Raw genomic sequence first — 25,375 nt, forward strand, 5'->3', positions numbered from 1 at the left:
TTTCTCGCTACGCTCGAATCGAACCTTAGTCGAAGATTCTCGTCCTTCCCCAAGGGCAGGACATTAAGCAGCAGTTTTTGAGTTGATTATTGTGCTTCAGGGAAGTGATGGTGGTGGGGGAAGGATTACTCAGCGCTGCGCGCTTCGCCCTTCGGGTCGTTGCCTGCGGCAACGCTTTCTCGCTACGCTCGAATCGAACCTTAGTCGAAGATTCTCGTCCTTCCCCAAGGGCAGGACATTAAGCAGCAGTTTTTGAGTTGATTATTGTGCTTCAGGGAAGTGATGGTGGTGGGGGAAGGATTCGAACCTTCGAAGTCGATGACGGCAGATTTACAGTCTGCTCCCTTTGGCCGCTCGGGAACCCCACCAGGGGTAATTCAAATTGTAGGACGATACTTTGAAATGGTGGTGGGGGAAGGATTCGAACCTTCGAAGTCGATGACGGCAGATTTACAGTCTGCTCCCTTTGGCCGCTCGGGAACCCCACCACGGGGTAATGCTTGTACTGGCCTGCTTCCGGTGGGAAGCGGGGCGCATCATATCAAATGACGCGCCGCTGTAAAGTATTCCGTTGATAAAAAAGAACTGGTTGCCTGATTTTTACGCGTAAAGATGTAAAGGTAACCAATTTAATTATCAATCGATTACAGAATAATCGTTCGGTTACCGTAGACAAAGACTCGCTGGGCCAGAACCTGATACAAGGCCCGGCTTAAAACATTTTTTTCTACGTCGCGGCCCGCACGCATCATATCTTCTGCGGTATAGGTGTGATCCACATGAATCACGTCCTGCATAATAATTGGACCTTCATCGAGGTTATCATTCACATAGTGAGCCGTTGCACCGATAATTTTAACACCGCGCTCATAAGCCTGATGGTACGGACGTGCACCAATAAAGGCTGGCAGGAACGAGTGGTGAATATTAATGATCTTATTCGGAAAGCGTGAAACAAATTCTGGGGTCAAAACACGCATATATTTCGCCAATACAACATAATCGGGCTGATGTGCGTCGATGGCATCGGCCATTTTCTGATCGTGTTCTTCGCGTGTTAATCCTTCGTGGCTGACCAGCTCAAAGGGAATATCAAAACGCTCAACCAGAGAACGCAGCGTATCGTGGTTGCCAATAACCGCAGCAATTTCAACATCGAGTCCGCCATAATTGGCTTTCATTAACAGGTCACCCAGACAATGTGCTTCCTTGGTGACCAATATAACAATGCGGCGACGTCCTGCCGGCGTTAGTTCGCGAATTGAACCTTCTGGTAAGGCGCTGTCCAGATCGGTCAGTAGCGTGACGTCATTAAAAATACCTTCCAGTTCCGTGCGCATAAAAAAGCGCCCGGTGCGATGGTCAACAAATTCATTGTTTTGCACGATGTTCAGTTCATGCTTGTAACAAATATTGGTGATCCGTGCGATCAAACCTTTCTGATCGGGACAGATAGTGCGAAGAACTTTACGTTGTTGTGAATGCATTGCCGGGGTAATCCTGTTGAGAATGTTTGCATCATTGATGCGCTGTCGGGCATTGGTTAGCCGCAGCACTTTTTAAATTTTTTACCTGACCCGCAAGGGCAGGGGTCGTTTCGGCCTGGTTGAGGGCGCGTACCATCAATATAATACCACTGGCCGTTTTCCTTTAAAAAACGAGATCGCTCGATAATTGCGCCTGTTTTCCCCTGTTCAGAAAAACGCGCAACGAAGCTGACATATCCGACATTGTCTGTGTCTGACGTCGCCTGTTCAAAAATGGTCAGTCCGAGCCATTCGGTATGGGCAAACCCTGCGATAATATCATCCCGATAAGCGGCTGCATTACAGTCCGGGTGCCAGGTTTTAATCAGGTAATCTGCGTCTTTCATCACAAAAGCACAGTAACGAGAACGCATGAGGTGTGACGGCGTAGGTGCTACTTGCGCGCCGGACACATAACGGTAGCAACATAGGCTATACTCGACAGCGCTACCACAGGGACAAAGCTGAGACACAAATTACTCCCTGGAATAAAAAAACGGCGTAAAAACGCCACGGTGGCACTATGTTAACTGAGCCGTGGCGATGTTGCTACGTCTGCAAGCCAGGGGAAGTCTGTAGGTACAATGAGAAAAATTAAAATTGGGCTGGCGCTAGGTTCCGGCGCAGCACGAGGCTGGTCGCACATCGGTGTGATTAAGGCCCTTAAACACATGGGCATTGATATTGATATTGTGGCAGGGTGTTCCATCGGTTCGCTGGTCGGGGCCGCCTACGCTTGCAACAAATTACCCGCCCTTGAGCAGTGGGTCTGCTCATTTAGCTACTGGGATGTGTTACGTCTGATGGATCTCTCGTGGCGCAGGGGGGGATTACTGCGCGGTGAACGGGTATTTAACCAGTATCGTAATGTCATGCCGGTGGAAGCCATCGAACAATGCTCTCGCCGTTTTGCAACTGTTGCGACCAATTTGAGTACTGGCCGGGAGCTATGGTTTACGGATGGTGACTTGCACCTTGCAGTCCGAGCCTCCTGCAGTATTCCTGGCCTGATGTCTCCGGTTGCACATAATGGCTACTGGTTGGTTGATGGCGCAGTAGTTAACCCCGTGCCAGTCTCTCTCACGCGAGCGATGGGCGCTGATATCGTCATTGCAGTCGATCTGCAACATGATGCGCATCTCATGCAACAAGATCTGCTCTCCTTCAACGTCAGCAATGACACAGAGTCGAGTGATGATGAGCTTTCGTGGCATGCTCGCCTGAAAGAGCGGTTGAGTAATATTACTGCGCGACGTGCAGTAACCGCGCCGACGGCGATGGAGATCATGACGACCTCAATTCAGGTTCTGGAAAACCGTCTTAAACGCAACCGCATGGCCGGTGATCCGCCAGATATCCTTATTCAGCCATTTTGTCCGCAAATATCCACGCTGGATTTTCACCGCGCAAGCGCCGCGATTGCTGCCGGGCAGTTAGCGGTAGAGAAGAAAATGGATGAACTTTTGCCCCTGGTGAAGACCAACGTTTAACGCATTTTTTATCAACACTTAAGTAAATTCTGACAGGCGTGAGTAGCAATAGCATGCCACTATTTATTAAAGCCAGTCAGGGGGGAGAATATGACGCAGCCATTGGTCGGAAAACAGATTCTTATTGTTGAAGATGAGCCTGTATTTCGCTCGCTTCTGGATTCATGGTTTTCCTCTTTGGGAGCGACAACGGCTGTAGCAGGCGATGGGCTTGATGCGCTGGAGTTACTTGGACACTTCACACCTGATTTGATGATCTGCGATCTTGCTATGCCGAGAATGAACGGTCTTAAACTGGTCGAATATCTGCGTAATCGCGGCGATCAAACGCCGATTCTGGTTATCTCTGCAACGGAAAATATGGCTGATATTGCCAAAGCGCTGCGGCTCGGTGTGGACGATGTACTGCTAAAGCCAGTAAAGGACCTCAACCGCCTGCGTGAAACGGTCTTTGCGTGTCTCTATCCCAACATGTTTAACTCACGTGTAGAAGAAGAGGAGCGGTTGTTCCGTGACTGGGATGCAATGGTAGATGACCCTGCGGCTGCTGCAAAACTGCTGCAGGAGTTACAGCCTCCGGTTCAGCAAGTTATCTCTCAATGTCGAATTAATTATCGACAACTGGTTGCCGCCGACCAACCGGGGTTGGTGCTTGATATCGCGCCGCTGTCAGACCACGACCTCGCTTTCTATTGTCTGGATGTGACTCGAGCGGGGGACAATGGTGTTTTGGCCGCACTGTTATTGCGCGCATTGTTTAATGGACTGCTGCAGGAACAGCTGGCACATCAAAATCAACGGTTGCCGGAACTGGGAACATTATTGAAACAGGTTAACCATCTGCTGCGACAGGCCAACTTACCGGGTCAGTTTCCGTTGCTGGTGGGGTATTATCATAGCGGATTAAAAAATCTGATACTGGTATCCGCGGGTCTGAACGCGACATTAAATACAGGCTCACATCATGTACAAATCAGTAATGGTGTTCCCCTGGGGACATTAGGTAATACTTATCTTAACCAGCTAAGTCAACGCTGTGAGTCCTGGCAGTGCCAAATTTGGGGGGCTGGAGGACGCCTGCGTCTGATGTTGTCTGCGGAATGAACAATCGAATAGGAGGAGAATAAAATTACTTCACCTCCTTGTCTGCGTGAGTGCTACTATCAGCGCCAGATTTATTGGTAATTGTCTTAATTATTCCGACCCGCGTCCTTTTCAGACCTGATGCTTGTCGCGGTACTGATATACTCGGATGCGATACAGATTAATGAACACGTTCAATACATGAACAGTCCAGGAGAGTTTTAAATGGCTGCCCTAAATTCAAAAGTCAAAAAGGCCGTTATCCCGGTAGCGGGATTAGGAACCAGGATGCTACCGGCTACGAAAGCAATCCCGAAAGAGATGCTTCCACTGGTTGATAAGCCATTAATTCAGTACGTCGTAAACGAATGTATTGCTGCGGGTATCACTGAAATTGTGCTGGTGACTCATTCGTCTAAAAATTCAATTGAAAACCACTTCGATACAAGCTTTGAACTTGAAGCTATGCTGGAAAAACGTGTAAAACGTCAGCTTCTCGAAGAGGTTCAATCTATTTGCCCGCCACACGTGACTATTATGCAAGTTCGTCAAGGGCTGGCTAAAGGTCTGGGTCACGCGGTATTGTGCGCGCATCCGGTTGTTGGCGATGAACCCGTTGCGGTCATTCTGCCAGACGTTATTCTTGATGAATACGAATCTGATTTATCCCGCGATAACCTCGCTGAAATGATCCACCGTTTCGATGAAACTGGCAGCAGTCAGATTATGGTGGAACCTGTAGCGGATGTGACGGCTTACGGTGTTGTTGATTGTAAAGGCGTTGAATTAACACCGGGTGAAAGCGTACCGATGGTTGGTGTAGTTGAAAAACCAAAAGCCGATGTTGCACCTTCTAATCTTGCTGTTGTCGGACGTTATGTTCTCAGCGCAGATATCTGGCCTCTGCTGGCAAAAACACCTCCGGGAGCCGGTGATGAAATTCAGTTGACCGATGCCATCGATATGCTGATTGAAAAAGAAACAGTTGAAGCCTACCATATGAAGGGCAAAAGCCATGACTGTGGTAATAAGCTAGGTTATATGCAGGCGTTCGTTGAATATGGTATTCGCCATAATACGCTTGGCGCTGAATTTAAAGCCTGGCTCGAAGACGAGATGGGTATTAAGAAGTAACAGTTCGGTATTAATCAGGACGAAACGGCGCTGTTAATCCAGCGCCGTTTTTTTATACCTAATCCGGGTGGGGTGTTGTACGAAGTACAGATAAAAAAAATCCCGCCACAGGCGGGATTTTAAGCAAACTAATTCTGAATTAATCCTTGATCAGGAAATCGTCCAGTTGTTTACCTTGTTCTTCCATTGCTTTCTTGATCACAGCCGGTGTACGACCCTGACCAGTCCAGGTTTTGGTTTCACCATTTTCGTCTACATAGCTATATTTAGCCGGACGTGCTGCGCGCTTAGCTTTGGTGCCAGATTTAACAGCAGCCATGCTATTCAGCAGTTCGTTAGGGTCAATACCGTCAGCAATCAGCATTTCACGATATTGTTGCAGTTTACGAGTACGCTCTTCAACTTCAGCAGCGGCAGCGCTTTCTTCTTCGCGACGCTCGCTAACGACAACTTCTAATTTTTCCAGCATTTCTTCAAGCGTTTCCAGAGTACATTCTCTTGCCTGCGCACGAAGAGTACGGATGTTGTTCAGAATTTTAAGTGCTTCGCTCATTTTAGTAATCTCAAACTTATATTGGGGTGGTTTGTTGAGCTAATAATAGAGCTATAAATTCAGTTGTGCAATAGCCAGGAATGTAAGGAATTCAAAATTGCGCTTTATTTAGTATCATTATTTATTCTCCAGTCTTAAATTTTACCTGATGAACGGCATAAAAAAGGCTTATTGGTGAGGGGGCTTCTCATCAGGGGAGAGTAAAAATTCAGGATTCAGGTCACATTTTTACCGTGTTGTAATAGTATCTCTTTGCAGCAATTTCAACCTTTTGTATTAGTTTTGCTTACGGAAATTCGCTATTACGAGGTTGTCACAGCGAGAGGCAATAACAATAAGAGCAAGGGTTCTTTATTGATCTGTGACGATAAGTAGCATTGATGAATTTTGTTAGCACTATTTGTGAAAGAGTGTGTATATACGCGTCATACTTCATGTCACTTGCACTTTGGTTGTGCGCATTTACACCATTACACACTTAAGAATGCTCCCGCGAACACTTACTGTACCCACATTATTTAGGGGGAGGAGGGTGATGAGTGTCCGCTCTTTTATACCTTCTGGTGACGACGAACACCGACAAGTTTGCGAGTTATGCTACAATCCTGCGCATATTTATTTCCCCAGGTGAGGGCTTACGGTCAATGGCACAGCTATATTTTTACTATTCTGCAATGAATGCAGGTAAGTCGACTGCATTGCTGCAATCTTCGTACAATTATCAGGAACGCGGTATGCGTGCTGTTGTATATACAGCGGAAATTGATGATCGCTTTGGTGCGGGAAAAGTAAGTTCACGTATAGGACTGTCGTCACCTGCAAAATTGTTTAACCAAAATTCATCATTGTTCGAAGAGATTCGTGCGGAGAATGCGCAGCAAAGAATACATTGTGTGCTGGTGGACGAGTCTCAGTTTTTGACACGACAACAGGTTTATGAATTATCAGAGGTGGTCGATCAACTCGATATTCCTGTCTTATGTTACGGTTTACGCACCGATTTTCGTGGTGAATTATTTGGTGGCAGCGAATACCTGCTCGCATGGTCAGATAAGCTGGTTGAATTAAAGACCATTTGCTTCTGTGGCCGCAAGGCGAGCATGGTATTACGACTTGATCAGGCTGGGCGACCTTTTAATGAGGGCGAGCAGGTCGTAATAGGCGGGAATGAGCGTTATGTATCGGTATGCCGCAAGCATTATAAAGAAGCGCAGTCTGAAGGCTCTTTAACGGCCATTCAGGAACGACACAACCACAATTAATCCCTCAAGCGATCATAAGCGCTGATACACCCTGGGTAGGTCTATTGGTCTACCCTGACCATACTCTCTCTTCTGACGCCGTTCTTGCCTTCTATGTACGATTTTCTGTTAGTGCCATTGACCTACAATGTCTGATGCCAGAACCGTTTGAATTTGTAAGATTCAGACGAAAAAAAACGGTCCCATCGGGACCGTTTATGGTGATGCTAAAACTTATGCGTGGGAATTAAGCGGATTTTTTCGCTTTTTTCTCAGCTTTTGGCGCAGCAGTTACTTCTGTTTTAGCGACAGTTTCACCTTCGTTGTATTCACGACCGTAGTAAGTATCCATCAGGATCTGTTTCAGTTCAGAAATCAGCGGATAACGCGGGTTAGCACCGGTACACTGGTCATCAAACGCATCTTCAGACAGTTTGTCAACGTGTGCCAGGAAGTCAGCTTCCTGAACGCCAGCTTCACGGATAGACTTAGGAATACCCAGCTCAGCTTTGATTTCTTCCAGCCATGCCAGTAGTTTCTGGATTTTTGCTGCTGTACGGTCGCCCGGAGCACTCAGACCCAGATGATCTGCGATTTCAGCGTAGCGACGACGTGCCTGAGGGCGGTCGTACTGGCTGAATGCAGTCTGCTTAGTTGGGTTGTCGTTCGCGTTATAGCGGATAACGTTGCTGATCAACAGGGCGTTCGCCAGACCGTGAGGAATGTGGAACTGAGAACCCAATTTGTGCGCCATTGAGTGACATACGCCCAGGAAGGCGTTAGCAAACGCGATACCGGCAATAGTCGCTGCACTGTGTACACGTTCACGAGCTACCGGGTTCTTAGAACCTTCATGGTAGGACGCTGGCAGGTTTTCTTTCAGCAGTTTCAGCGCTTGCAGAGCCTGGCCATCGGAGAATTCAGAAGCCAGCACGGAAACGTAAGCTTCCAGAGCGTGAGTTACAGCATCCAGACCACCGAAAGCACACAGAGACTTCGGCATATCCATCACCAGGTTGGCGTCGACAATCGCCATATCCGGGGTCAGAGCGTAATCTGCCAGCGGATATTTCTGACCGGTTGCATCGTCGGTAACAACCGCAAACGGCGTTACTTCAGAACCCGTACCGGAAGTGGTAGTGACAGCGATCATTTTCGCTTTCACACCCATTTTCGGGAACTTGTAGATACGTTTACGAATATCCATAAAGCGCAGCGCCAGTTCTTCGAAGTGGGTTTCCGGATGTTCGTACATTACCCACATGATCTTCGCGGCGTCCATCGGGGAACCACCACCCAGCGCAATGATAACGTCTGGTTTGAAGGAGTTAGCCAGCTCAGCGCCTTTGCGAACAACGGTCAGAGTCGGGTCAGCTTCAACTTCAAAGAACACTTCAGTTTCAACACCAGCAGCTTTCAGAACGGAGGTGATCTGGTCAGCGTAACCGTTGTTGAACAGGAAGCGGTCGGTCACGATCAGAGCACGTTTGTGACCATCGGTAATCACTTCATCCAGTGCGATTGGCAGTGAGCCACGACGGAAGTAGATAGATTTCGGAAGTTTGTGCCACAACATGTTTTCAGCTCGCTTAGCAACGGTTTTCTTGTTGATCAGGTGCTTAGGACCAACGTTTTCAGAGATGGAGTTACCACCCCAGGAACCACAACCCAGAGTCAGGGAAGGCGCGAGTTTAAAGTTGTACAGGTCACCGATACCACCCTGAGAAGCAGGGGTGTTAATCAGGATACGCGCGGTTTTCATCATCTGACCGAAGTGAGCAACGCGTTCTGGCTGGTTGTCCTGGTCAGTGTACAGGCACGAGGTGTGACCGATGCCGCCCATTGCAACCAATTTTTCTGCTTTCTCAACAGCGTCTTCGAAGTCTTTAGCACGGTACATTGCCAGCGTTGGTGACAGTTTCTCGTGTGCAAACGGTTCGCTTTCATCAACAACTTTAACTTCACCAATCAGAATCTTGGTGGTAGTCGGTACTGAGAAACCTGCCAGCTCAGCAATTTTGTATGCCGGTTGACCAACGATAGCAGCATTCAGCGCGCCATTTTTCAGGATAACATCCTGAACAGCTTTCAGCTCTTTGCCCTGCAGCATGTAGCCGCCGTGGCTGGCGAAACGTTCGCGAACAGCGTCATAGACAGAATCAACAACCACAACGGACTGCTCGGAAGCACAGATTACGCCGTTATCGAAGGTTTTGGACATCAGTACAGATGCAACAGCACGTTTGATATCAGCCGTTTCGTCGATAACAACAGGAGTGTTACCTGCGCCTACGCCGATTGCCGGTTTACCAGAGCTGTATGCTGCTTTAACCATGCCTGGACCACCGGTCGCAAGGATCAGGTTGATGTCCGGGTGATGCATCAGGGCGTTAGACAGTTCAACGGAAGGTTGATCGATCCAGCCGATCAGATCTTTCGGTGCACCAGCAGCGATAGCAGCCTGCAGAACAATATCAGCTGCTTTGTTGGTTGCATCTTTAGCACGTGGGTGCGGAGAAAAGATGATGGCGTTACGGGTCTTCAGGCTGATCAGCGATTTGAAGATAGCGGTAGAAGTCGGGTTAGTAGTTGGTACGATACCGCAGATAATGCCGATAGGTTCAGCAATAGTGATAGTACCGAAGGTGTGGTCTTCAGCTAAGACACCACAGGTTTTTTCATCTTTATAAGCGTTATAGATGTATTCGGAAGCAAAGTGGTTTTTAATCACTTTATCTTCGACGATACCCATGCCGGATTCGGCAACGGCCATCTTCGCGAGAGGGATTCGAGCATCTGCGGCAGCCAGAGCGGCGGCGCGGAAGATTTTGTCGACTTGTTCTTGAGTGAAACTGGCATATTCACGCTGGGCTTTTTTTACGCGCTCTACAAGTGCGTTAAGTTCAGCGACATTAGTAACAGCCATAATGCTCTCCTGATAATGTTAAACTTTTTTAGTAAATCATCTGCTCGATACGAGAGTATAGACAGATCGACGAAAATTTGTGTAACGTTTTGAAAATCAAACGGTTAATTAACGTCCATTTACATTGATTTACTAAAAGAGCTTATACGCTAGCGTCATTTAACTCTAACGCGTTACCTCCAGGTGGCGTAAGCAAGGTTACTCACTTCTGAGTAGTAATTGCGTGATCTGGATCAAAATTACGCAAAGCTGACACCTTTCAGCAGGCCCTTTTAGCGTTTATCGGTAAGTGTTAATAAATTGATGTGATGGATGGGTGTAACATTATCATATTTAATACATATTAATAACACTGAGTAATGGTAGCGTGTTTACACACATATACACAGATAGAAGGTGAACTATGCTGCTAAAAGGCGTATCTTCAGCGCGGTTTTAATCAATTTTTATGACTCATTTTTATCCGGCTAACGCTTCGGAGCTAACCGTGATCCAAACGCTATTTGATTTTCCTGTTTATTTTAAATTTTTCATTGGGTTATTTGCGTTGGTCAACCCCGTAGGGATCATCCCTGTTTTCATCAGCATGACCAGCTACCAAACCGCTGCGGCGCGTAATAAAACAAACCTCACGGCGAACCTGTCAGTTGCTATCATCCTGTGGATCTCTTTGTTCCTTGGTGACGGTATTCTACAACTCTTCGGTATTTCGATTGATTCGTTCAGGATTGCCGGTGGGATTCTGGTTGTCACCATTGCGATGTCGATGATCAGCGGAAAACTCGGGGAAGATAAGCAAAACAAACAGGAAAAATCAGAGACCGCCATACGTGAAAGTATCGGTGTTGTCCCGCTGGCATTGCCGTTGATGGCGGGGCCGGGGGCGATAAGTTCAACCATCGTCTGGGGAACTCGTTATCACAGTGCAATAAACCTGTTCGGTTTCTTTGTAGCAATTGCGTTGTTTGCCTTGTGTTGTTGGGGACTTTTCCGCATGGCACCCTGGCTGGTTCGCCTGCTGGGGCAAACAGGTATCAACGTCATTACGCGAATTATGGGGTTATTGCTTATGGCATTGGGTATCGAATTCATTGTCACCGGGATCAAATCCATCTTCCCTGGCTTGCTTGCCTGACGAGTTTGTTTACCGCAAACGGAGCTGATTCCAGCTCCGTTTCTTTTCATTATTAGTAAAACCTCTCACTAAAGTTGAAAACCAGCAATGGAATGATCGAAGCTACTGGTTGCGTATATTTACATTATGTATTGATTTTAAAGATAATTATTTTAAAGGCATTACGGTTGAGCTGCGGAGTCATTGTTATTTTATTAACATCATACTCTGGGGCTTGCTGTAGGATTATCGAAATGTTATTAGTTATTTCAGCATCTATTTTAGATGAATGTGCTAATTAATAACCAATTGTTAATTTTATGTACATTTTGACGTCAAGCAGAGACCGGACAGGGTTGTTTACTGCGAATTTGACGTATCTAGTTGATTTTTTTGTTTTTATTGTAAGCTCTCTCTTTTGTTGAGACTCTGTTTAGTGCGATTTATTTTCGATAAAAGAGAATTGGTTAACAAATCTGTAAAATGTATTGGCGGTTAAGAAACGCATTTGGTACTTTCCGGCCAGGTATTTTGCAGAAGATTTCACGTTGATGAGAATAATTTTCAATTAGTTTCTCACAGCAAAGTAGTAGCGTGCTTCCGGCAGGGGAGGTACGTAGATAATCGACGCAAGGCGGTCGTACGAATCGCCAGAATAAATAAAGTCGGTGATAGCGAGCAGTAAACAATAAACCACCTGACGGCAGAAAATCTCCGGTGCTGTACAGGAATCCTAACAGGATTAACAGTCTGGTTATAAAACCAGCCATAATAATGAGGGAGTACAAACACAATGTCTAACATCACAAAAAAAAGTTTAGTAGCTGCGGGGATCCTAACTGCGCTAATAGCCGGGAATGTTGCTACGGCGGCAGTTGTGCCAGCTGGTGTTCAGCTTGCTGAAAAACAGACGCTGGTGCGTAATAATGGCTCGGAAGTTCAGTCACTCGATCCACATAAAATCGAAGGTGTACCGGAATCCAACATTAACCGTGACTTATTCGAAGGTTTATTAATCAGTGACGTTGATGGCAAGCCATCACCAGGCGTGGCTGAGAAATGGGAAAATAAAGATTTTAAAGTCTGGACATTCCATCTGCGTAAAGACGCAAAATGGTCTGACGGAACACCTGTTACTGCACAAGATTTCGTCTATAGCTGGCAGCGTCTGGCCAATCCGAATACCGCATCACCGTATGCCAGTTATTTGCAGTACGGTCATATTGTCAATATTGATGATATTATCGCCGGTAAAAAGCCGGTAACAGACCTCGGTGTAAAAGCGGTTGATGACCATACCTTTGAAGTGACCCTTAGTGAACCAGTTCCTTATTTTTATAAACTGCTTGTTCACTCTTCCGTTTCACCAGTCCCTAAAGCCGTTGTTGAAAAATTTGGTGATAAATGGACCCAGCCAGCTAACATCGTTTCTAACGGTTCATACAAACTGAAAGATTGGGTAGTTAACGAACGCATTGTGCTTGAGCGTAATACCAACTACTGGGACAACGATAAAACGGTTATTAACCAGGTAACCTACCTGCCTATTTCCTCTGAAGTCACTGACGTTAACCGCTATCGCAGTGGTGAAATCGACATGACCTATAACAACATGCCGATTGAGTTATTCCAGAAGCTGAAAAAAGAGATCCCGAACGAAGTTCACGTTGATCCGTATCTGTGTACCTACTATTACGAAATTAACAACCAGAAAGCACCGTTCAATGATGTTCGTGTTCGTACCGCACTGAAGCTGGCGCTGGATCGTGACATTATCGTCAACAAAGTAAAAAACCAGGGTGATCTACCGGCTTATAGCTTTACACCGCCATATACCGATGGCGCGAAACTGGTTGAACCAGAGTGGTTCAAATGGTCACAGGAAAAACGTAACGAAGAAGCTAAAAAACTGCTGGCTGAAGCAGGCTTCACTGCTGAAAAACCGTTGACCTTCGATCTGCTGTATAACACCTCTGATCTGCATAAGAAACTGGCTATCGCTGCGGCATCTATCTGGAAGAAAAATCTGGGCGCAAACGTGAAGCTGGAAAACCAGGAGTGGAAGACCTTCCTCGATACGCGTCATCAGGGCAACTATGATGTTTCGCGTGCAGGCTGGTGTGCGGATTACAACGAGCCGACCTCTTTCCTGAATATGGTACTGTCTGACAGCTCCAACAACACCGTCCACTATAAGAGCCCTGCATTTGACAAGCTGATTGCAGACACTCTGAAAGCTACGGATGAAGCGCAGCGTAGTGAGCTGTATTCGAAAGCAGAACAGCAGCTTGATGCCGACTCTGCGATTGTACCGGTTTATTACTATGTTAACGCCCGCCTGGTGAAACCATGGGTAGGCGGATACTCCGGTAAAGACCCGATGGATAATATCCACGTTAAAGACTTGTATATTATCAAGCATTAATGGCAAGACGTGGGGCAATCTTTTTTTGCCCCACAGTGTCTTTTTTCATTGAACTATAAACACCTCTTTGCCATGACGTTTGGGTGAAAGAGGTGTAAAGGCACACGCCAGAAGGTACGGGCAATGTTGAAATTTATATTACGCCGCTGTCTGGAAGCGATTCCGACGCTGTTTATTCTTATTACGATTTCATTCTTTATGATGCGCCTTGCACCGGGAAGTCCTTTCACCGGGGAGCGCGCGCTGCCGCCAGAAGTTCTGGCGAATATTGAAGCTAAATACCATCTTAATGACCCGATCTCGACACAGTACTTCAGCTACCTGAAGCAACTGGCGCATGGTGATTTTGGACCTTCATTTAAATATAAAGACTACACGGTTAATGATCTGGTCGCTTCAAGCTTTCCGGTTTCTGCGAAGTTGGGTGCTGCCGCCTTTATTCTCGCGGTTGTTATCGGGGTGAGTGCCGGTGTGATTGCCGCATTGAAGCAAAATACCCGCTGGGATTACACGGTAATGGGGGTAGCGATGACCGGGGTGGTGATCCCCAGTTTCGTTGTTGCTCCCTTATTAGTCATGATATTTGCGATAACGTTGAAATGGTTACCCGGCGGAGGCTGGAACGGTGGGGCGCTGAAATTCATGATCCTGCCGATGGTGGCGTTATCACTCGCTTATATCGCCAGTATCGCCCGTATTACTCGCGGCTCGATGATTGAAGTGTTGCACTCTAACTTTATTCGTACTGCGCGAGCCAAAGGGCTGCCGATGCGACGCATTATTTTCCGCCACGCATTAAAACCCGCGCTGTTGCCCGTACTGTCCTATATGGGCCCGGCATTCGTCGGTATTATTACCGGTTCAATGGTTATTGAAACTATTTATGGCTTACCGGGTATTGGACAGTTGTTCGTGAATGGCGCGCTGAACCGCGATTACTCGCTGGTATTGAGTCTGACCATCCTGGTGGGGGCCCTGACCATCGTGTTTAATGCGATTGTCGATGTGCTGTATGCCGTTATCGACCCGAAAATTCGTTACTGATACTGGAGCTCGCTATGATGTTAAGTAAGAAAAACAGCGAGACACTGGAGAATTTCAGTGAAAAGCTGGAGGTCGAAGGTCGCAGCCTTTGGCAGGATGCTCGTCGACGCTTTATGCATAACCGCGCGGCGGTGGCAAGCCTGATAGTGCTGGTCATCATTGCGCTCTTTGTAACGCTGGCGCCTATGTTGTCGCAGTTTACCTACTTCGATACCGACTGGGGAATGATGTCCAGCGCGCCGGATACAGAGTCCGGACACTATTTCGGTACTGACTCCTCAGGACGCGATCTGCTGGTGCGTGTGGCGATTGGCGGGCGTATCTCGCTGATGGTTGGGATTGCTGCGGCGCTGGTGGCGGTGATTGTGGGCACATTGTACGGGTCGCTGTCGGGTTATCTGGGCGGCAAAATTGACTCTGTAATGATGCGTCTGCTGGAAATTCTCAACTCCTTCCCGTTTATGTTCTTCGTGATTTTGTTGGTCACCTTCTTTGGACAGAATATCCTGCTGATTTTTGTGGCGATTGGGATGGTATCCTGGTTGGATATGGCACGTATCGTGCGTGGCCAAACCCTGAGTCTGAAGCGCAAGGAGTTTATCGAAGCGGCGCAGGTGGGTGGGGTGTCTACCGTGCGTATCGTTATCCGTCACATTGTGCCGAACGTGTTGGGTGTGGTGGTGGTTTATGCTTCGCTACTGGTACCAAGCATGATCCTGTTTGAATCCTTCCTGAGCTTTCTCGGCTTAGGTACTCAGGAACCGTTAAGCAGTTGGGGCGCACTACTAAGCGATGGCGCTAACTCGATGGAAGTCTCTCCGTGGCTGCTGTTGTTCCCGGCAGGTTTCCTGGTGGTCACTTTGTTCTGTTTCAACTTTATTGGCGATGGCTTGCGTGATGCCCTCGATCCGAAAGACCGTTAAGGAGTGCTGCCATGAGCGTAATTGAAACCTCAACCGTGCCGCTCGCGCAACAACAGGCTAACGCACTGCTGGACGTTAAAGACCTTCGCGTGACGTTTGAAACCCCTGATGGTGACGTAACTGCGGTAAACGATTTGAACTTCACGCTGCGTGCCGGTGAAACGCTGGGCATTGTGGGAGAGTCTGGTTCAGGGAAATCACAAACGGCGTTTGCACTGATGGGATTGCTGGCGGCGAATGGCCGCATTGGTGGCTCTGCAACATTTAACGGGCGTGAAATTCTGAATTTACCCGAGCGCGAGCTGAACAAACTGCGTGCCGAGCAAATTTCGATGATCTTTCAGGACCCGATGACCTCTCTGAATCCGTATATGCGGGTCGGGGAGCAGTTAATGGAAGTTCTGATGCTACACAAAGGCATGAGTAAAGCGGAAGCCTTTGAAGAATCCGTCAGAATGCTGGACGCGGTAAAAATGCCGGAAGCACGCAAGCGCATGAAAATGTATCCGCATGAATTCTCCGGCGGGATGCGCCAGCGTGTGATGATTGCCATGGCGCTGCTCTGTAGGCCAAAGCTACTGATAGCTGATGAGCCGACTACTGCGCTGGATGTGACGGTTCAGGCACAAATAATGACGCTACTGAATGAGCTTAAAAGTGAATTCAATACCGCGATCATTATGATCACCCACGACCTGGGCGTGGTCGCGGGTATCTGCGACAAGGTTCTGGTGATGTATGCTGGGCGTACCATGGAATATGGCAGCGCGCGCGATGTCTTTTATAAGCCCGTTCATCCGTATTCTATCGGCTTGCTCAATGCGGTGCCGCGCCTGGATGCTGAAGGCGAAGAGATGCTGACTATCCCGGGCAATCCACCAAACCTGTTGCGTTTGCCAAAAGGGTGTCCGTTCCAGCCACGTTGTCCGCATGCTATGGAAATTTGTAGCAGTGCTCCGCCACTGGAAGAGTTTAGTCCGGGCCGTCTGCGCGCCTGCTTTAAACCGGTGGAGGAACTGGTATGACAGCGGTTACTGAACAACGTAAAGTGCTCCTCGAAATAGCCGACCTCAAAGTCCATTTCGATATCAAAGACGGTAAACAGTGGTTTTGGCAGCCATCGAAAACCCTGAAGGCAGTTGATGGCGTAACCCTGCGACTGTATGAAGGTGAAACGTTAGGCGTAGTGGGTGAGTCCGGTTGTGGTAAATCGACGTTTGCGCGGGCGATTATCGGCCTGGTGAAAGCCACCGATGGCAAGGTTGCCTGGCTGGGTAAAGATCTGCTGGGTATGAAGCCTGATGAGTGGCGGGAAGTACGCAGCGACATTCAGATGATTTTCCAGGATCCGCTGGCATCATTAAATCCGCGTATGACCATTGGCGAAATTATTGCCGAACCGCTACGAACTTATCATCCTGGTCTGCCTGGTCAGGAAGTTCGCGATCGCGTGAAGGCTATGATGATGAAGGTCGGTTTGCTGCCAAACCTGATTAACCGTTACCCGCATGAGTTTTCGGGCGGACAATGCCAGCGTATCGGTATTGCTCGCGCACTTATCCTTGAGCCGAAGCTGATTATTTGCGATGAACCGGTTTCCGCGTTGGACGTGTCAATTCAGGCGCAGGTGGTAAACCTGCTGCAACAGCTACAGCGTGAAATGGGATTGTCGTTAATCTTTATTGCCCACGATTTGGCAGTGGTTAAACACATTTCCGATCGCGTGCTGGTGATGTATCTGGGGCATGCGGTGGAATTAGGCACTTATGATGAGGTGTACCATAATCCGCTGCATCCTTACACCAAAGCCCTGATGTCGGCGGTGCCAATTCCCGACCCTGATCTGGAAAGGAACAAGACTATCCAGTTGCTGGAAGGCGAACTGCCGTCACCGATTAATCCTCCGTCAGGTTGCGTGTTCCGCACGCGCTGCCCGATTGCCGGCCCTGAATGTGCGAAAACGCGGCCGGTTCTTGAGGGGAGTTTCCGCCATGCGGTTTCCTGCCTGAAAGTAGACCCGCTATAATCGAGAGGGCTGACAAAAGTCAGCCCTTCTTTCAGGTGAGGTGAATGTGTCTGGCTTAGTGTCTTCTGTCCGGCGTGCGCTCTATCGTAAATTATTCGATTTAAACACGCGTTCAGGCCGTCGTTTTGAAGGCATGTGTGCGCTGTTTGCGTTGCTCAGCGTCATTGTTATCTTCGTTGAGTCAGGCGTTGGGACGCAATACCATTTAACTTTTGATGAATGGCGTTCTTTCGTTTGGCTGGAGATATTTATTACCCTGGTTTTCACAATCGAATACCTGCTTCGATTGTGCTGCTGGGCTAATCCGGCTAAATACGTGTTTAGCTTTTGGGGAATTATTGATCTGGCCACCATATTACCGCTGTATGTGATGTGGCTATGGCCTGAAATCAGTCTTAATTATGTTTTTGCCTGGCGAGCGATGCGTGCCATTCGTGTGCTGCGTATCCTCAAACTCCTGCGCTTTATGCCATCATTGCGCGTATTCTGGAGTGCCATCAAAAGTGCGCGTCATCAGCTGATCCTGTTCTATTCATTTATTGCCATTCTGATGATTATTTTCGGCGCGTTGATGTACCTTATTGAAGGGCCAAAATATGGCTTTACTACGCTGAATGCGTCGGTCTACTGGGCAATAGTGACGGTAACGACGGTGGGGTATGGCGACATCACTCCACATACGCCATTAGGTCGCATGGTAGCGTCGGTGCTTATTTTGATTGGTTATTCGGTGATTGCGATACCGACGGGGTTGATTACGACGCATATGAGCAGTGCGTTTCAACATCGCCAGAATCAACGTAAATGCTCTCAGTGCCAGCAGAGCCAGCACGAACACAGCGCACAATTTTGTAATCGCTGTGGAAGTAAACTGCCTGATTAAATAAAAAAAGCTGCGAGAGCAGCTTTTTTGTTTGATTATTCGCGCCAGAGAATGTGGCAGAGTTTGTGATCTTTTTCGCGGCATAACAGAACGCGCGCGAAAATATCGTTAATCTCACCATCTTCGGTATCGGCCAGACCGATCACTACTTCGGCAAAAAAGTCAGGATTCAGGTCAAAATCGACGTGCTCCTGCCAGTCTTCCGCCGGGTCAAATAATTCTGCGCCGCCACGCTCTTCAAATTGCAAATTGAACAGAATGATGTCAGCAGGATCAAGGTTGTCTGCTGCCAGTTCGAGAAAAATATCATAAGCCTGCTCAAGCGTTTCATCTTCAGTCAGGCGATTGTTCAAATCCATATCCATAATGACTACCTGTTTACCGTCTCTTGGGCACGTTTTACAGCAACGGGCTAAAGAAGTAAAACAGTCGCTCGGTGATCCGCTGCCAGAGTGGTCGTTTTACCCATAAACGTGCATCAAGCAGGCGGGAACGGGAGATGTAATCGTCCTGTACCGCTGCAAGATCGGCACCAAACCCGGCATCGTCAATCACTAACGTGATTTCAAAGTTCAGCCACAGACTACGCATATCCAGGTTCACAGTACCGACCAGACTCAACTCGCCATCGACCAGCACGCTCTTGGTGTGTAACAGGCCGCCTTCAAACTGGTAAATTTTGACGCCAGCAGCCAGCAGCTCGGTGAAAAAAGCCCGGCTTGCCCAACCCACCAACATTGAGTCATTCTTGCGGGGAAGAATAATACTGACATCGACTCCACGCTGTGCCGCCGTACAGATGGCGTGCAACAGATCGTCGCTGGGGACGAAGTAGGGCGTGGTCATAATTAAATATTCGCGTGCGGAATACGCAGCGGTCAATAAAGCCTGATGAATTAAATCTTCAGGAAAACCCGGACCTGACGCAATGGTGTGAATTGTGTGCCCGCTGGCCTGCTCAAAAGGCATAATATTGACATCAGGTGGCGGTGGTAAAATGCGCTTACCGGTCTCAATTTCCCAGTCACAGGAGTAGACGATCCCCATGGCTGTCGCTACCGGGCCTTCCATCCTCGCCATCAGATCAACCCATTGGCCGACACCTGAATCCTGTTTAAAGAAACGTGGATCCACCATGTTCATGCTGCCGGTATAAGCGATGTAATTATCGATCATGACCATTTTACGGTGCTGGCGCAGGTCCATGCGGCGCAAAAAGACACGCATTAGGTTAACTTTCAGCGCCTCGACAACTTCGATGCCGGCGTTACGCATCATGGCGGCCCACGGGCTACGAAAGAAGGCCACGCTGCCTGCGGAATCCAGCATCAAACGACAGTGGATCCCCCGACGTGCTGCCGCCATTAATGATTCAGCGACCTGATCGGCCATACCGCCAGGTTGCCAGATGTAAAACACCATCTCAATATTATGCCGTGCCAGTTGTATGTCGCGGATAAGCGCCTGCATAACGTCGTCAGAACTGGTGAGAAGCTGAAGCTGATTCCCCTTAACACCTGCAATTCCCTGACGTCGTTCGCACAGCTTAAATAAAGATGCGGCGACGCTGCTGTTCTCCTGAGCAAAAATATGCTTACAAGCTTTGAGATCGTTCAGCCACTTGGCCGTTGAAGGCCACATCGCCCTGGCCCGTTCGGCGCGGCGCTTACCGAGGTGGAGTTCACCAAAGGACAAATAAGCAATGATCCCTACTAATGGCAGAATATAGATGATCAAAAGCCAGGCCATTGCTGAGGGTACTGCGCGTCGCTTCATCAGAATGCGTAATGTTACGCCAGCAATGAGTACCCAGTATCCCAGAATGACCAGCCAACTCACCACCGTGTAGAAGGTTGTCATAAATTTAAAAATCCTTTTGAAAGCGTATTGTTAAGAGTTTACGCATCAAGATTCATCTGGCAAATAAAAACACGGGAAAACCACTGGTCTGCGTTCGGTCTGGCGGTATAATGCCCACTCTGTGACTGGAAGAGTAGTTAACATGAAGCGTAGTAGAACGGAAGTGGGGCGCTGGCGGATGCAGCGTCAGGCCAGCCGCCGTAAAGCGCGTTGGCTTGAAGGACAATCGCGTCGTAATATGCGTATCCATACCATCAGAAAGTGTATTCTCAACCATCAACGTAACTCGTTACTGTTTGCGATCCACGGAATCTGATCGAAAAAGGGCACCCCAGTGGTGCCCAATGTATTTCTATCGCTTTCTTTCTAAATCAAAATACTTTTTTGTACGGCTTCACTGAAACCTGTGCATAGACACCTGCTGCTACGTACGGGTCCGCTTCAGCCCACGCTTGTGCTGCTTCTAAAGATTCAAATTCGGCAATCACTGTTGAACCCGTAAATCCCGCAGCTCCCGGATCGTTGCTGTCAACTGCCGGCATTGGGCCTGCGGTCAGAAGACGACCTTCGTCATGGAGAAGCTGTAGACGAGCCAGATGAGCTGGACGCACGGAAAGACGTTTTTCGAGAGAGTCGGCGATATCTTGAGCATAAATAACGTACAGCACGGGAAGAGCTCCTTAATCGGTAAAAGTCGTTAATTACGTTATTGGAAAGGTCTGGTAACTGCAACGTAAAGATAACCGATTTGTTAAGACCACATTATAATGATGGTTTATTTACATGAAATTGCGTTTTAAATGCCGCTTACTTCACTGGCCTTATTGAATATGATTGCTATTTGCATTTAAAATCAGGGCCTGGTTTTTTAACTGAAACGATTATGACTTCAATGACCCTTGATTTACCTCGTCGCTTTCCCTGGCCGACGTTACTTTCCGTCGGCATTCACGGTGCTGTAGTGGCAGGTCTGCTGTATACCTCGGTACATCAGGTTATTGAACTGCCTGCGCCTGCGCAGCCAATCTCCATCACAATGGTTGCGCCCGCCGATCTCGAACCACCTCAGGTAGTTCAGCCGCCGCCGGAACCTGTCGTGGAGCCTGAACCGGAACCTGAGCCAATCCCGGAGCCACCGAAAGAGGCGCCGGTAGTGATTGAGAAACCGAAGCCTAAACCAAAACCGAAACCAAAACCGGTGAAAAAGGTACAAGAACAGCCGAAGCGTGACGTTAAACCGGCTGAACCACGTACGGCTTCGCTGTTTGAAAATACAGCGCCTGCTCGTCCGACTACCAGTACCGCGCCGGCAACCAGTAAACCTGCAGTGAGCGTACCCGCTGGTCCGCGTGCGTTGAGCCGTAATCAACCGCAGTATCCGCCGCGTGCGCAGGCCCTGCGTATTGAAGGCCGCGTAAAAGTTAAATTTGACGTCACATCAGATGGTCGGGTGGAGAATGTGGAGGTGCTTTCCGCACAGCCTGCCAATATGTTTGAGCGTGAAGTGAAGAATGCGATGCGCAGATGGCGCTATGAGGCAGGAAAACCTGGATCTGGCTTGGTGGTGAACATTGTCTTCCGAATGAATGGCACCACGCAAATAGAGTAAGAAAAACAAACAAAAAAGCCTCCATTGGAGGCTTTTTTGTATTACGCCTGAACCGGTATCGGACGAGGCTTGCCGTCTTTATCAACCGCTACGTAGATAAACAGGGCTTCAGTAGCCTTATAGCGCTGACCGATAGGCTCTGACGCCACTTTCTTTACCCAGACTTCAATATTAATGCTGATCGAAGTAGTGCCGCGTTTCACGCAACGTGCATAGCAGCAGACTACATCACCCACGGCAACCGGGCGCAAAAAACTCATTCCTTCAACTCGCACCGTCACCACACGGCCATGTGCGATCTCTTTGGCCTGAATAGCGCCACCAATATCCATCTGTGACATCAGCCAGCCGCCAAAAATATCGCCGTTAGCATTTGTATCAGCAGGCATGGCCAGAGTGCGTAAAACCAGTTCACCCTGAGGGGTGTTATTCGTTGTTGTCATTGTAGAACCGACTGTAGAGAAAGATTACAGGCGCGATGCTACTATGATTTGCGGGATGAGAACAGAGCTGATGCGGTGTGCAGAGCAGTGGAAAAGAGAGGATATGGCAATGAGGAATGCTTCCGGATGAAAATTCGCCAGATCCGCAGATCTGGCGAAAGATATTACGATTTGTCTTCCTGCGGCAGGTGGCGGTAAATATAAACTCCGCTCAGCAGCGTGAAGAACAGCGTTAGCGCGGTCAAACCAAATACTTTGAAATTGACCCAAATGTTTTGTGGTAGCCAAAATGCGATGTAGATATTTGCAAGGCCGCACAGGATGAAAAAGACGGCCCAGGCTAAGTTAAGCTTTGACCATACCGGCTGTGGCAGCGTCAACTCTTTGCCTAACATGCGCTGAATCAGCGGTTTTTTCATCACCCACTGGCTAAACAACAGCGCGCCAGCAAACAGACCATAAATCACAGTTACCTTCCATTTAATGAATTCATCGTTGTGGAAGAAAATGGTCAGGCCGCCAAATACGGCAACCAGAACAAAAGTGATTAACGCCATCTTCTCGACCTTGCGATAGCGGACCCAACTGTAAATCAAAACCACTGCGGTAGCGACAATGAGCGCTGTAGTCGCCGCATAGATGTCGTAGAGCTTATAAAAAGCGAAAAAGACAACCAGCGGTAAAAAATCAAGAAACTGCTTCATTCTTCAATTCCGTAATCAAAAAAGCACCGGCCAGGAAGGCCGGATGCGTTCAGGGTTTACTGGCGAATCAGCATATACAGGCGGAACAAATAGATCAGCAGCACGGCAGAAATCATATTGCTCAGCGTATTCGCCAGCACCGCGCCAACGTTCGGCGTTAGTACTGCAAAACTTGGCGCAAACAGCAACAGCAGCGTTTTTGCCAACAGCCAACCGATTACTGCAGGCGCTACCAGTCGCATATTAGACCATGCCAGACGCATACTGTTGCGCATGGCCGCAAAGACACCCATTTTATCCTGAACCATCATCACTGGCGCGAGGGCAAGCAGAATAGCCAGCAGAATGCCGGGGACGACAACCAGCATAATACCGACTTGCACCAGCAAGGTAGTCAGAAAAATCAGAATAAACAGCTTGGGCAATACCGGTGCACTGGCACCAATGGCGCGTAATGCGCTGACCCGATGGCCTGCTGAAATCAACTGAATCATCAGAATGACGCCGCCCGCGAGGATGGCATTACCAATAAGTCCAGAAAATGTCGATGCTGCAGACGCGCGTAACAGGATTTGCTGTTGTTCTGGCGTCATGTTTTGCACCAGATCAAACAGACCCACGCTGCTGGTTAACTGATCTCCTTCGCTGAGTTGCGCAATCTGTGCGTCGCTGGGAGAAAAGGCATGCCCTAACACCACTGTGATAAACGCGCACAATAACGATACCAGCAAGATGGTAATAAATTGATTACGGAAAAAGTTTCCCGTGTCACGGTAAACGGATTTCGCCGTGATAGACATGCACTCTCCTTGAGTTTTGCAGGTGTTCATTTGCGGGCAATTGTACCCTGGATAACTCTACAGTGGCAGCATCGCAAGATGTATTGAAAAGCATATCTTTGTAAAGCTCCGGTAATTTTTGGCTATGACTTCAGCACCCTGCAACAACGTTGTGTGTTCTCTGTACAGTACACGGGCGAAAATACTTGCGTGGCGAAAATATATCAAAATTGATCTGAAATAATTTAACCTGGATTTTGAATGCAAGTTCTAACTTAATCTGGATCAATAAATGTTAAATTACTGGCCTCAATGTGATCTGTGTTAGATCATTTATTACTCCATTGTAGGTATATTCACTCCGCTTTTATAACCATAACGATGGAGCGGACATGAAAAAATTAACAGTTGCAGCATTGGCTTTAACAACTCTTCTCTCTGGAAACGCATTTGCGCATGAAGCCGGGGAGTTCTTTATTCGTGCAGGTTCTGCAACAGTAAGACCAACGGAAGGCGCGGGTGGTACGCTGGGAAGCTTAGGCGGCTTTGATGTCAGCAATAACACTCAGTTGGGACTGACATTCACCTATATGGCAACTGACAATATTGGTGTTGAATTGCTGGCAGCGACGCCGTTCCGTCATAAAATCGGAACGGCAACGACGGGGGATATTGCGACCGTTCATCACTTACCACCGACGTTAATGGCGCAGTGGTACTTTGGTGACTCCAGCAGCAAACTGCGTCCTTATGTTGGTGTCGGTGTTAACTACACCACTTTCTTCGACGAAGGATTTAATAATAACGGCAAAGAAACCGGATTATCGGACCTGAGCCTGAAAGACTCCTGGGGCGCAGCGGGGCAGGTGGGTATGGATTATCTGATCGATCGTGACTGGTTGATTAACATGTCTGTGTGGTACATGGATATCGATACCACCGCGAGCTATAAACTGGCTGGTGCTCAGCAGCATGACAGTGTGCGCCTCGATCCGTGGGTGTTTATGTTCTCTGCGGGTTATCGTTTTTAATCTCTTCTGCAAAACTCCTCTGTAAAACTGGTCGTTTACCGGCCAGTTTTACCCACTCTTTCCCACGTGTATCGTTGTAATGTTCACGTATTGCTTTACTGCGATGACCTAACAAAATTTGTATGTCGATCCCTTGCTCACTGGATATCCTTTCAGCCAAAGAACGTTGCTCATGGAAAGAACAAGGGCTCTGGTGGTAGAGTAAATACGGGCTAAGTATCCTGTCCCGCACTGAGCGATCACATCCTCAAGAGAAATGTTGGGCTTGTTACAGTGTCACTTTAAAGGTGTCGTGATTTTTGCACCTGTTTGCTTTGTTCAACGAAGAGGTGATTATCTCGGACATCTGAACATTTCATATTACAAAGATCGGCCAAGCGCAGCCCTGTGATGATGGCCAGCAACATCCTTTGTCTGCAGGAAGTCATTATCTTTAGCGGTAAGCGGGGCGTTTTTCTGTTTAAGCGTTTCTCCGGTTTCGTAGATGTGGGTTCTTAAAGGAGATTATTGTCCGCATGAGAGGATTTGCACCTCCACTGCCGACACCTCCATGACGGTGCGCTACCTCACCAGGGCTGATA

General features: G+C 48.1%; 24 protein-coding genes, 2 tRNA genes, 2 other RNA genes and 1 pseudogene. 14 read left to right on the forward strand and 15 right to left on the reverse strand.

The window, feature by feature from the left end; translation table 11 throughout:
• The 6 genes from OH663_RS05020 to OH663_RS05045 form a co-directional block, all read right to left on the reverse strand.
• Positions 1–64: non-coding RNA, RtT sRNA (locus OH663_RS05020), on the reverse strand; the annotation flags it as partial.
• Between the two features lie 44 nt (positions 65–108).
• Positions 109–239: non-coding RNA, RtT sRNA (locus tag OH663_RS05025), on the reverse strand.
• A gap of 44 nt (positions 240–283) precedes the next feature.
• Positions 284–368: transfer RNA gene (locus OH663_RS05030), tRNA-Tyr, on the reverse strand.
• A 35-nt stretch (positions 369–403) separates the two neighbouring features.
• A tRNA-Tyr gene (locus tag OH663_RS05035) sits at positions 404–488 on the reverse strand.
• A 156-nt stretch (positions 489–644) separates the two neighbouring features.
• On the reverse strand, positions 645–1,487 hold the full coding sequence (purU, locus tag OH663_RS05040; RefSeq protein WP_045443630.1) for a formyltetrahydrofolate deformylase: 843 nt from the start codon (positions 1,485–1,487) through the stop codon (positions 645–647).
• Between the two features lie 56 nt (positions 1,488–1,543).
• Complete coding sequence (locus OH663_RS05045; RefSeq protein WP_045443627.1) at positions 1,544–1,999, reverse strand: YchJ family protein; 456 nt, start codon at positions 1,997–1,999, stop codon at positions 1,544–1,546.
• A gap of 111 nt (positions 2,000–2,110) precedes the next feature.
• On the opposite strand from OH663_RS05045, the gene rssA reads away from it, so the two are divergent.
• From rssA to galU, 3 genes are all read left to right on the forward strand, one after another.
• Positions 2,111–3,016, forward strand: coding sequence for a patatin-like phospholipase RssA (gene rssA, locus OH663_RS05050; protein ID WP_200010983.1), 906 nt, complete (start codon positions 2,111–2,113; stop codon positions 3,014–3,016).
• A 90-nt stretch (positions 3,017–3,106) separates the two neighbouring features.
• Positions 3,107–4,120 (forward strand): two-component system response regulator RssB, encoded by a 1,014-nt coding sequence (gene rssB / locus OH663_RS05055; protein WP_045443620.1) that lies wholly within the window; start codon positions 3,107–3,109, stop codon positions 4,118–4,120.
• 204 nt (positions 4,121–4,324) lie between these two features.
• Complete coding sequence (gene galU / locus OH663_RS05060) at positions 4,325–5,233, forward strand: UTP--glucose-1-phosphate uridylyltransferase GalU (protein WP_045443617.1); 909 nt, start codon at positions 4,325–4,327, stop codon at positions 5,231–5,233.
• Between the two features lie 139 nt (positions 5,234–5,372).
• On the opposite strand, the gene hns is transcribed toward galU, so the two are convergent.
• Entirely contained in the window at positions 5,373–5,786 is a 414-nt protein-coding gene (gene hns / locus OH663_RS05065) for a histone-like nucleoid-structuring protein H-NS (protein WP_006684280.1), read from the reverse strand.
• Between the two features lie 644 nt (positions 5,787–6,430).
• Between hns and tdk the strand changes: the two genes are divergently transcribed.
• Complete coding sequence (gene tdk / locus OH663_RS05070; protein WP_045443613.1) at positions 6,431–7,048, forward strand: thymidine kinase; 618 nt, start codon at positions 6,431–6,433, stop codon at positions 7,046–7,048.
• A gap of 226 nt (positions 7,049–7,274) precedes the next feature.
• On the opposite strand, the gene adhE is transcribed toward tdk, so the two are convergent.
• On the reverse strand, positions 7,275–9,953 hold the full coding sequence (adhE, locus tag OH663_RS05075) for a bifunctional acetaldehyde-CoA/alcohol dehydrogenase (protein WP_045443611.1): 2,679 nt from the start codon (positions 9,951–9,953) through the stop codon (positions 7,275–7,277).
• 487 nt (positions 9,954–10,440) lie between these two features.
• Here adhE and ychE point away from each other — a divergent pair, with 487 nt between their 5' ends.
• The 7 genes from ychE (at position 10,441) to OH663_RS05110 (ending at position 18,368) form a co-directional block, all read left to right on the forward strand.
• Positions 10,441–11,088, forward strand: a complete 648-nt coding sequence (gene ychE / locus OH663_RS05080; protein WP_045449650.1) for an NAAT family transporter YchE — start codon at positions 10,441–10,443, stop codon at positions 11,086–11,088.
• A gap of 772 nt (positions 11,089–11,860) precedes the next feature.
• Positions 11,861–13,492 (forward strand): oligopeptide ABC transporter substrate-binding protein OppA, encoded by a 1,632-nt coding sequence (oppA, locus tag OH663_RS05085; RefSeq protein ID WP_048221368.1) that lies wholly within the window; start codon positions 11,861–11,863, stop codon positions 13,490–13,492.
• Between the two features lie 123 nt (positions 13,493–13,615).
• Positions 13,616–14,536 (forward strand): oligopeptide ABC transporter permease OppB, encoded by a 921-nt coding sequence (gene oppB, locus OH663_RS05090; protein WP_005126405.1) that lies wholly within the window; start codon positions 13,616–13,618, stop codon positions 14,534–14,536.
• 14 nt (positions 14,537–14,550) lie between these two features.
• On the forward strand, positions 14,551–15,459 hold the full coding sequence (gene oppC / locus OH663_RS05095) for an oligopeptide ABC transporter permease OppC (protein ID WP_045443607.1): 909 nt from the start codon (positions 14,551–14,553) through the stop codon (positions 15,457–15,459).
• An 11-nt stretch (positions 15,460–15,470) separates the two neighbouring features.
• Positions 15,471–16,484, forward strand: a complete 1,014-nt coding sequence (oppD, locus tag OH663_RS05100; protein WP_048221369.1) for a murein tripeptide/oligopeptide ABC transporter ATP-binding protein OppD — start codon at positions 15,471–15,473, stop codon at positions 16,482–16,484.
• Positions 16,481–17,485: a murein tripeptide/oligopeptide ABC transporter ATP-binding protein OppF gene (gene oppF / locus OH663_RS05105; protein ID WP_045443601.1), complete on the forward strand. Its 1,005-nt coding sequence runs from the start codon at positions 16,481–16,483 to the stop codon at positions 17,483–17,485. Before oppD ends, oppF begins: the two co-directional genes overlap by 4 nt.
• A gap of 46 nt (positions 17,486–17,531) precedes the next feature.
• A complete protein-coding gene (locus OH663_RS05110; protein ID WP_048221370.1) occupies positions 17,532–18,368 on the forward strand; it encodes an ion transporter in 837 nt (278 codons plus the stop codon).
• Positions 18,369–18,403: 35 nt separating this feature from the next.
• Here the strand turns inward: OH663_RS05110 and OH663_RS05115 are convergent, their stop codons facing one another.
• Positions 18,404–18,733, reverse strand: coding sequence for an HI1450 family dsDNA-mimic protein (locus tag OH663_RS05115; protein WP_003020691.1), 330 nt, complete (start codon positions 18,731–18,733; stop codon positions 18,404–18,406).
• Positions 18,734–18,767: 34 nt separating this feature from the next.
• Positions 18,768–20,228, reverse strand: coding sequence for a cardiolipin synthase (cls, locus tag OH663_RS05120; protein WP_045443598.1), 1,461 nt, complete (start codon positions 20,226–20,228; stop codon positions 18,768–18,770).
• A 142-nt stretch (positions 20,229–20,370) separates the two neighbouring features.
• Between cls and OH663_RS05125 the strand changes: the two genes are divergently transcribed.
• The gene (locus OH663_RS05125; RefSeq protein ID WP_135322069.1) at positions 20,371–20,544 is read left to right on the forward strand and encodes a YciY family protein; all 174 of its coding nucleotides are present in this window, start codon (positions 20,371–20,373) and stop codon (positions 20,542–20,544) included.
• Between the two features lie 55 nt (positions 20,545–20,599).
• Here OH663_RS05125 and OH663_RS05130 read toward each other — a convergent pair whose 3' ends face one another.
• Positions 20,600–20,896 carry a YciI family protein gene (locus OH663_RS05130; protein WP_003020675.1) on the reverse strand — a complete coding sequence of 99 codons (297 nt, stop codon included), beginning with the start codon at positions 20,894–20,896 and terminating at the stop codon, positions 20,600–20,602.
• A 224-nt stretch (positions 20,897–21,120) separates the two neighbouring features.
• Here OH663_RS05130 and tonB point away from each other — a divergent pair, with 224 nt between their 5' ends.
• Positions 21,121–21,837 carry a TonB system transport protein TonB gene (gene tonB / locus OH663_RS05135; RefSeq protein WP_045449648.1) on the forward strand — a complete coding sequence of 239 codons (717 nt, stop codon included), beginning with the start codon at positions 21,121–21,123 and terminating at the stop codon, positions 21,835–21,837.
• 41 nt (positions 21,838–21,878) lie between these two features.
• Here the strand turns inward: tonB and yciA are convergent, their stop codons facing one another.
• The 4 genes and pseudogenes from yciA to OH663_RS05155 form a co-directional block, all read right to left on the reverse strand.
• Positions 21,879–22,280, reverse strand: coding sequence for an acyl-CoA thioester hydrolase YciA (yciA, locus tag OH663_RS05140; RefSeq protein WP_048221371.1), 402 nt, complete (start codon positions 22,278–22,280; stop codon positions 21,879–21,881).
• Between the two features lie 164 nt (positions 22,281–22,444).
• Positions 22,445–22,984, reverse strand: a complete 540-nt coding sequence (locus tag OH663_RS05145; protein WP_045443592.1) for a septation protein A — start codon at positions 22,982–22,984, stop codon at positions 22,445–22,447.
• Positions 22,985–23,040: 56 nt separating this feature from the next.
• Complete coding sequence (locus tag OH663_RS05150; protein ID WP_045443590.1) at positions 23,041–23,784, reverse strand: YciC family protein; 744 nt, start codon at positions 23,782–23,784, stop codon at positions 23,041–23,043.
• A 28-nt stretch (positions 23,785–23,812) separates the two neighbouring features.
• Positions 23,813–23,899, reverse strand: a pseudogene (locus OH663_RS05155) (YkgJ family cysteine cluster protein); the annotation flags it as partial.
• A 256-nt stretch (positions 23,900–24,155) separates the two neighbouring features.
• Between OH663_RS05155 and ompW the strand changes: the two are divergent.
• Entirely contained in the window at positions 24,156–24,794 is a 639-nt protein-coding gene (gene ompW / locus OH663_RS05160; RefSeq protein ID WP_045443588.1) for an outer membrane protein OmpW, read from the forward strand.
• The last annotated feature ends 581 nt before the right edge of the window (positions 24,795–25,375 follow it).

Origin of the sequence: Citrobacter sp. Marseille-Q5395, from assembly GCF_947057495.1 — a bacterium.
GTDB classification, from domain to species: Bacteria; Pseudomonadota; Gammaproteobacteria; order Enterobacterales; family Enterobacteriaceae; genus Citrobacter; species Citrobacter murliniae.